Annotated in this window: 6 protein-coding genes; all 6 read left to right on the top strand. The window is 63.5% G+C overall.

Features of this window, described 5'->3' with window-relative positions; genetic code table 11:
* Window positions 1–106: 106 nt before the first annotated feature.
* Window positions 107–1,645, top strand: a complete 1,539-nt coding sequence (gene hpaE, locus WBQ44_RS15860) for a 5-carboxymethyl-2-hydroxymuconate semialdehyde dehydrogenase (protein ID WP_495567628.1) — start codon at window positions 107–109, stop codon at window positions 1,643–1,645.
* Between the two features lie 50 nt (window positions 1,646–1,695).
* Window positions 1,696–2,847, top strand: coding sequence for a 3,4-dihydroxyphenylacetate 2,3-dioxygenase (hpaD, locus tag WBQ44_RS15865; protein ID WP_495567629.1), 1,152 nt, complete (start codon window positions 1,696–1,698; stop codon window positions 2,845–2,847).
* 36 nt (window positions 2,848–2,883) lie between these two features.
* Window positions 2,884–3,669 carry a 2-oxo-hept-4-ene-1,7-dioate hydratase gene (hpaH, locus tag WBQ44_RS15870; protein ID WP_495567630.1) on the top strand — a complete coding sequence of 262 codons (786 nt, stop codon included), beginning with the start codon at window positions 2,884–2,886 and terminating at the stop codon, window positions 3,667–3,669.
* On the top strand, window positions 3,666–4,457 hold the full coding sequence (locus tag WBQ44_RS15875) for an HpcH/HpaI aldolase family protein (protein WP_495567631.1): 792 nt from the start codon (window positions 3,666–3,668) through the stop codon (window positions 4,455–4,457). The genes hpaH and WBQ44_RS15875 overlap by 4 nt, the downstream gene beginning before the upstream one ends.
* 40 nt (window positions 4,458–4,497) lie before the next feature.
* Window positions 4,498–5,904 (top strand): aldehyde dehydrogenase family protein, encoded by a 1,407-nt coding sequence (locus tag WBQ44_RS15880; RefSeq protein ID WP_495567632.1) that lies wholly within the window; start codon window positions 4,498–4,500, stop codon window positions 5,902–5,904.
* Window positions 5,905–6,035: 131 nt separating this feature from the next.
* Window positions 6,036–6,326 (top strand): alcohol dehydrogenase catalytic domain-containing protein (locus tag WBQ44_RS15885; RefSeq protein ID WP_495567633.1); only part of this gene is annotated, 291 nt, incomplete at its 3' end.

Consider the following 6,326-nt stretch of genomic DNA (forward strand, 5'->3'; position numbering starts at 1 on the left):
CAGCACGCCTGCACCGGTCCGCGACACTCGACGCCTACTTGATCCACGAACATCCCGGCGAAGTGCTCAGCCTTCCCGTCCACTAATCCACAAAATGGAGACACCGATGACGAAATCCGTTGCCGAACAAGCCCAGCACCACGTACCCGCCGACCTCCCCAGCAAAATTCAGCACTACATCGGCGGGCAGTTCGTCGACTCGATCGACGGCGACACCTTCGACGTTCTCGACCCCGTGTCCAATGAGGTGTACCTGCAGGCTGCCGCGGGCAAGAAAGCCGACATCGACCGCGCCGTCGCCGCCGCAAAGAAGGCCTTCAAGGAAGGCCCGTGGCCACGGTTGCTTCCGCGTGAACGCTCACGCATCCTGCACCGCATCGCAGATCTCCTCGAGTCGCGCGATGCGCGGTTGGCCGAACTCGAATCATTCGACTCCGGGCTGCCCATCACCCAGGCACTCGGTCAGGCACGGCGAGCGGCCGAGAACTTCCGCTTCTTCGCCGACCTCATCGTCGCCCAAGCCGATGACACCTACAAAGTTCCCGGACGGCAGATCAACTACGTCAACCGCACTCCCATCGGAGTCGCCGGCCTGATCACCCCGTGGAACACCCCGTTCATGCTCGAATCATGGAAGCTCGGGCCCGCCTTGGCCACTGGCAACACCGTCGTGCTCAAGCCAGCCGAGTTCACACCTCTGTCGGCGTCGCTGTGGGCGGGCATCTTCGAAGAAGCCGGACTTCCCGAAGGAGTGTTCAACCTCGTCAACGGCCTCGGCGAGGACGCAGGCGACGCGCTCGTCAAACACCCTGATGTTCCCCTGATCTCTTTCACCGGCGAATCCAGCACCGGCCAGCTGATTTTTGGCAACGCAGCACCCTTTCTCAAAGGCCTGTCGATGGAACTGGGCGGTAAGAGCCCGGCCGTGGTGTTCGCCGACGCCGACCTCGACGCCGCCCTGGACGCAACTATCTTCGGGGTGTTCTCCCTCAACGGGGAACGCTGCACCGCTGGAAGCCGCATCCTCGTCGAGCGGTCCATCTACGACGAGTTCGTCGAACGTTATGCCGCACAGGCGGGGCGCGTGAAGGTGGGCTACCCGCACGATCCGGCCACCGAGGTCGGCGCCCTGGTGCACCCCGAGCACTACGACAAGGTCATGAGCTACATCGAGATCGGTAAGAGCGAGGCACGGCTCGTCGCCGGCGGCGGCCGAGCCGAGGGCTTCGATACCGGCAACTTCGTCACCCCGACCGTGTTCGCGGACGTCGCACCCGACGCACGGATCTTCCAGGAAGAGATCTTCGGTCCGGTCGTGGCGATCACCCCGTTCGACACCGACGACGAAGCATTGGAACTGGCGAACGGCGTCCGCTACGGACTGGCCGCCTACATCTGGACCAACGACCTCAAGCGCGCACACAACTTCTCTCAGGCCGTCGAGGCGGGAATGGTGTGGCTCAACTCGAACAACGTCCGCGACTTGAGGACCCCGTTCGGCGGTGTGAAGGCATCGGGCCTCGGTCATGAAGGTGGCTACCGGTCCATCGACTTCTACACCCAGCAGCAGGCCGTGCACATCACTCTCGGCAAGGTCCACAACCCGACGTTCGGCAAAGAAGCGGCCGAAGCCATCGACTACTGATTCCGGCCGATACAGATTCGTAGTACTCACTTCGACTACCAGGACCCACCATGACCATTACCCCCAGTTCCCCGGAGCCCGTCGTGACCTCGACCAGCCCCATCCGCTCCAACAACCCGGTACCCACCCCGCAGGCCACCCCCCCGGATGTACTGCGATGCGCCTACATGGAATTGGTCGTCACCGACCTCGAACGGTCGCGCAAGTTCTACGTCGACGTGCTCGACCTCGTCGTGACCGAAGAGGACGAGAACGCCGTCTACCTGCGTTCTTTCGAAGAGTTCATCCACCACAACCTGGTGCTGCGCAAAGGTCCGGTGGCCGGCGTCGCGGCGTTCTCCTACCGTGTCCGCAGCCCAGAGGACCTCGACAAGGCTGTCGCGTTTTACACCGAACTCGGGTGCCGCGTCGAACGCAACGCGCAGGGCTTCACCAAGGGCATCGGCGACTCGGTACGCGTAGAGGATCCGCTCGGATTCCCTTATGAGTTCTTCTACGATGTCGATCACGTTGAGCGTCTGGCGTGGCACTACCACCTCTACACACCCGGCGCGCTGGTCCGGTTGGACCACTTCAACCAGGTCACTCCGGACGTTCCCCGCGCGGTGGCGTACATGGAGGACCTCGGCTTCCGTGTCACCGAAGACATTCAGGACGAGGCGGGCACAACCTACGCGGCGTGGATGCGTCGTAAGTCCACGGTGCACGACACCGCGATGACCGGCGGCGACGGACCGCGCATGCACCACGTCGCCTTCGCCACACACGAAAAGCACAACATCATTGCCATCTGCGACAAACTGGGCTCGCTGCGGATGTCCGACCATATCGAGCGCGGCCCCGGCCGGCACGGGGTCTCGAACGCGTTCTACCTCTACCTGCGTGATCCGGACGGGCACCGTATCGAGATCTACACCCAGGATTACTACACCGGCGACCCGGACAACCCGGTCGTCACGTGGGACGTGCACGACAATCAGCGCCGCGATTGGTGGGGTACCCCGGTCGTCCCGAGCTGGTACACCGACGCCTCGATCGTCCTCGATCTCGACGGCAACCCGAAGCCTGTGGTCGCCCGCACGGACGATTCGGAAATGGCGGTCACCATCGGTGCCGACGGATTCTCTTACACCCGCAAAGAGGACACCGACGAGATGCCGGACTGGAAGAAGGGCGAGTTCAAGCTCGGCAACCAACTCTGACCGGCACGAACACCCCTACAGCTGCAAGGATATTCGATGCTTTCACCTCAGACCATCACCGAGATCGCCGACGAGCTGGCGGAAGCCGAGCGCACGCGATCGATGATTCCGCGCCTGACCGCGCGGTATCCCGAGATGACCGTCGACGATTCGTACGCAGTACAGAACGAATGGCGACGACGAGGAGTCGAAGCCGGGCGCCGGCTCGTCGGACGCAAGATCGGCCTGACGAGCAAGGTGATGCAGGTGGCGACCGGGATCACCGAACCGGACTACGGTGCGATTTTCGACGATCAGGTGTTCGAGAACGGATCTGTGATCGAGCATGACCGTTTCTCAAATGTGCGGATCGAGGTCGAACTGGCATTCGTGCTCGGAAAGCCATTGTCCGGTCCGACGACGACGATCTTCGACGTGCTTCGCGCAACGGAGTACGTCGTACCGGCGCTGGAGATTCTGAGCTCCAGAATCGAGATGGAGGGCCGCACCATCGTGGACACGATCAGCGACAATGCCGCCCTCGGCGGAATGGTCTACGGGGGCAACCCGACCGATCCTGCCGCGGTCGACATGCGATGGATCTCGGCGCTGCTCTACCGTAACGAGACCATCGAAGAATCAGGCGTTGCGGCCGCGGTACTCAACCACCCGGCCACTGGAGTGGCGTGGCTCGCGAGCAAGCTTGCACAGCACGACGACCGGCTCGAAGCTGGCGAAGTGGTACTCGCCGGGTCTTTCACTCGTCCGATGTGGGTGCACAAAGGCGATACGGTGCTCGCCGACTACGGACCGATGGGAACGATCTCGTGTCGCTTCGAATGAACAGGACCTTCCGCGACGCGCTGACGGAGACCGACCGGCCACTGTACGGCGGCTGGATCGTCACCGGCTCGCCCGTTGTCGCCGAAATCATGGCGGGCTCCGGTCTCGACTGGGTGCTCATCGACATGGAACACGCGCCGAACGGTCTCGAATCCGTTCTTGCACAGCTCCATGCGGTCTCGGCCTACCCGGTGACACCGGTGGTGCGGGTCCCCGTCGGGGATCCGGTGGTGATCAAGCAAGTCCTCGATCTCGGCGCACAGACCATCCTGGTGCCGATGGTCTCCACCGCCGAACAAGCTCGTGACGTTGCAGCGGCGGCGCAGTATCCTCCCGCTGGGATACGGGGCGTCGGCAGTGCCCTGGCTCGTTCTGCTCGATGGAACCGCGTCGAAGGCTATCTGCGCAACGGCGCCGATCACGTGTCGGTGTTCGTGCAGATCGAGACGACCGAGGGGGTGGCAAATGCGGCGGCCATCGCCCAGACACCGGGAATCGACGGCGTCTTCCTCGGGCCGAGCGATCTGTCCGCGTCGATGGGACTGCTCGGCCAACAGAACCACCCCGACGTCGTCGCCGCGGTCAATGACGCCTTCACCGAGATTGCCTTGACCGGAAAACCCTATGGCGTCAATGCATTCGACCCAGAACGGGCAAACGCCTACACCCAGGACGGCGCGCAGTTTCTACTCATCGGTGCCGATGCCGCGATCCTGGCGCGTGGTTCCGAGGCACTCGCCCAGCGATATATCAACCCTTCGGCGCACGGACCACGCGCCAGCTATTGAACTCTCTCCCCCGCACAGTTCGCCGCCGAAAGGACAGACCGTGACCATCACATTCGATTCACTCCTCAGCGAGATCACCGATCCGAATGGACGGGAGATCTTCGATCCTGCGACGGGAGACGTCGTCGGTAGGGCCCCGTTCAACGGCGTCGAGGTTCTCGACGCCGCCATCGCCCGCGCAAAGGCAGCACAGCCGAGCTGGGCGGCACGCGGTGACGAGGACCGCAAGACCCTCCTGCTGCGGGCAGCGGACGCTGTCGATGCGGCCACCGAGCCGCTTGCGGAGCTGCTCTCGCGTGAACAGGGCAAGCCGCTGAACGGACCCAACGCCCGGTTCGAGGTCGGAGCGTGTGCAAACTGGCTGCGGGCGACCGCGGCGACCGAACTGCCTGGCCGTACCCTCCTGGGCGGGGACGACGGGCAGGCGGAGATGTACTACCGCCCGCTCGGAGTCGTCGGCGCGATCGGACCGTGGAACTGGCCGATGATGATCACCACGTGGCAGATCGCGCCGGCGTTGCGAATGGGCAACACGGCCGTCGTCAAACCATCCGAGTACACCCCGCTCAGCGTGCTGGCCCTGGCGAGCGTGCTCAATTCGGTTTTGCCGCAGGACGTTCTCACCGTCGTCGCCGGTGAAGGGGAAATCGGAGCGAGTCTGTCCTCGCACCCCGACATCGCCAAGCTGATGTTCACCGGTTCCACCCGCACCGGTCAGGCCATCATCAGGAGCTCCGCCGATACGGTCAAACGGCTCACGCTCGAGCTCGGCGGCAACGACGCCGGCATCGTGCTACCGGATGTCGATCCCAAAGCCATTGCGCAGGACCTGTTCTGGGGTGCGTTCATCAACACCGGCCAAACCTGCGCTGCCCTCAAGCGCCTCTACGTACACACCGATGTCTACGACGCGGTCTGCACCGAACTCGCCGAGGTCGCCAAGGCGATGCCGATGGGCCGGGGCCTCGACGAAGACAATGTCCTGGGTCCGCTGCAGAACAAGGCTCAGTACGACATCGTTGCCGGGCTGGTGGACCGTGCGCGCGAGTCCGGCGCCACGATGCTGGTCGGAGGTACGCCCGACGCCGATGCCCCGGGACACTTCTATCCGGCCACTTTGGTGTCGGACATCGACAACGACAACCCCCTGGTGGCCGAAGAACAGTTCGGCCCCGCTCTACCGATCGTGCGTTACGAGACGGTCGACGAAGCGCTCGAGATGGCCAACGGTCTCGACGTCGGTCTCGGGGCGTCGGTGTGGAGTTCGGACCGCGATGCCGCCCGCGCCGTCGCCGCACGTATTCAGGCCGGCACCGTGTGGATCAACAGCCACGGCGGTGTACACCCCATGGTCCCGTTCGGTGGCGTCAAGATGTCCGGGTATGGACTCGAATTCGGTGTAGAAGGGCTGAAAGCCGTTTCGGCTCCTCAGGTGATCAGTGGCTGATGACATGACATCAGGAGAGGGCTCCTGATGCCGGCTCCGCCAGGTCGCACCGTCGCCGATCGAATCACCTCGGTCGCACCCAAATAGCACCCCAATAGCACCGACGGCAGATTGATCGAAAGGAAGAACGCATGCCCATCATCACCCGCACATCCGTTATTCGCGAGACGCCCGGAAAGTACGCGACCGTCGAGGTCGAGCTGGACGATCCGCGGCAGAACGAAGTGACCGTCAAACTCGTGGCCGCCGGTCTCTGCCATTCCGATGACCACAATGCAACTGGCGACGTTCCGGTCGGTATATATCCGTACGCAGGCGGGCACGAAGGCTCCGGGATAATCGAGGCCGTCGGCCCGGACACCCCAGGATTCGAGGTCGGCGATCACATTGTGTTCTCTTTCCTGCCGGCCTGCGGACGATGC

The sequence above is a fragment of the Rhodococcus sp. (in: high G+C Gram-positive bacteria) genome (assembly GCF_049591685.1).
In the GTDB taxonomy this organism is placed as follows: domain Bacteria; phylum Actinomycetota; class Actinomycetes; order Mycobacteriales; family Mycobacteriaceae; genus Rhodococcoides.